Below are 1238 nucleotides of genomic sequence, written 5' to 3'. Positions count from 1 at the left end.
ACGCACTACCCATTAATTCTCACAACAATATGGACATACTAAATTTTGAAGCGTTTCTTATCGCTATCACGATTTTAACGCTGACGCCGGGGCTGGATACCGCATTAGTTCTTCGTAATACAAGTCGCTCGGGCTTAAAAGATGGGTGTACAACAAGTTTAGGCATTTGTTTTGGCTTGTTTGTACATGCGTTTTTCTCTGCCGTGGGCATTTCTGCCATCCTTGCACAATCCGCTGAGCTATTCCAAATCGTTAAAATGATTGGAGCCGCGTACCTCATTTGGCTTGGTATCAGCAGTTTGAAAGCGCTAATGGCATCGGGCGGAGGCATTACTGTCGCTGAACAAATTCAGCAGGTATACAGTGGAAAACGTTCGTTTAGAGAGGGCTTTCTCTCAAATGTACTAAACCCGAAAACGGCAGTGTTTTACTTGGCATTTTTACCGCAATTCGTTAATCCGGAAGGCTCCCCATTGTTGCAATCTATGACGATGGCCGCTATCCATTTTGTTATCGCAATGGTTTGGCAGTGTGGCTTAGCTGGGGCTTTAAACTCAGCAAAGAACTTGCTCAAAAATGCCAGCTTTATGAAATGGATGGAAGGAGTAACAGGTGCTGTGCTTGTTGCGCTAGGAATTAAGTTACTGATTGAAGAACCACTTTAAATGCGCAATTTATACCGACTTGCTTTAATGCTGACGCTGTTTTTGTTGGGGTTTGCGAGTGCTGTTGCTTGGATGACATTACCACAAATCAAGTTTTCACCTCGGGGGATGGAGTGGGGGTGGCACTGGGCGCACTTTGAGCCGTTTTCTAATGGTATCCAAAAGGCGCGAACGCACGACACCAAACAGCTCTTGTTAAGACGAGTTTACCTTGACGATGCGATCGTCGTTTTTGTATCTACGACGTTAGACAACAAGTTTGAAATCGATGTTGTGCAGGAGAAAACTTGCAAACCGAACGCCACAACTTGGGCATCCGTATCAGTGAATCGCCAGCGAATGGCGCATGTGCCAATGGTGTGTGATAGCGTCGGACAGAGTTATTTTTACCGTTACATAGGTAAGCATTTAGATTCGCTAGAATTTGGCGTTGATGAGTCTTTCATTATGGAAGATTTTGCCCATTGGCCAATCGCGGATATTAAAGTTGATCAGTTCAAACAGCAAAACGCTAAGTTTTTTGAACAGCGTGGAGAGAAGGTTGAACATCAGTGGTTACGTGATTAACGCTGT

2 protein-coding genes are annotated in these 1238 nt (G+C 44.5%); both read left to right on the top strand.

Features of this window, described 5'->3' with window-relative positions; genetic code table 11:
• The first annotated feature begins 29 nt into the window (after positions 1-29).
• Positions 30-665, top strand: coding sequence for a LysE family translocator (locus R8N28_RS25545; RefSeq protein WP_011105916.1), 636 nt, complete (start codon positions 30-32; stop codon positions 663-665).
• Positions 666-1232 (top strand): threonine transporter RhtB, encoded by a 567-nt coding sequence (locus R8N28_RS25540; RefSeq protein WP_318183701.1) that lies wholly within the window; start codon positions 666-668, stop codon positions 1230-1232.
• Positions 1233-1238: the final 6 nt, after the last annotated feature.

The organism is Vibrio sp. Vb1554 (genome assembly GCF_033344235.1).
The sequence above is the reverse complement of the archived record's forward strand: the minus strand, read 5'-3'. Positions and strand labels throughout refer to the sequence as shown.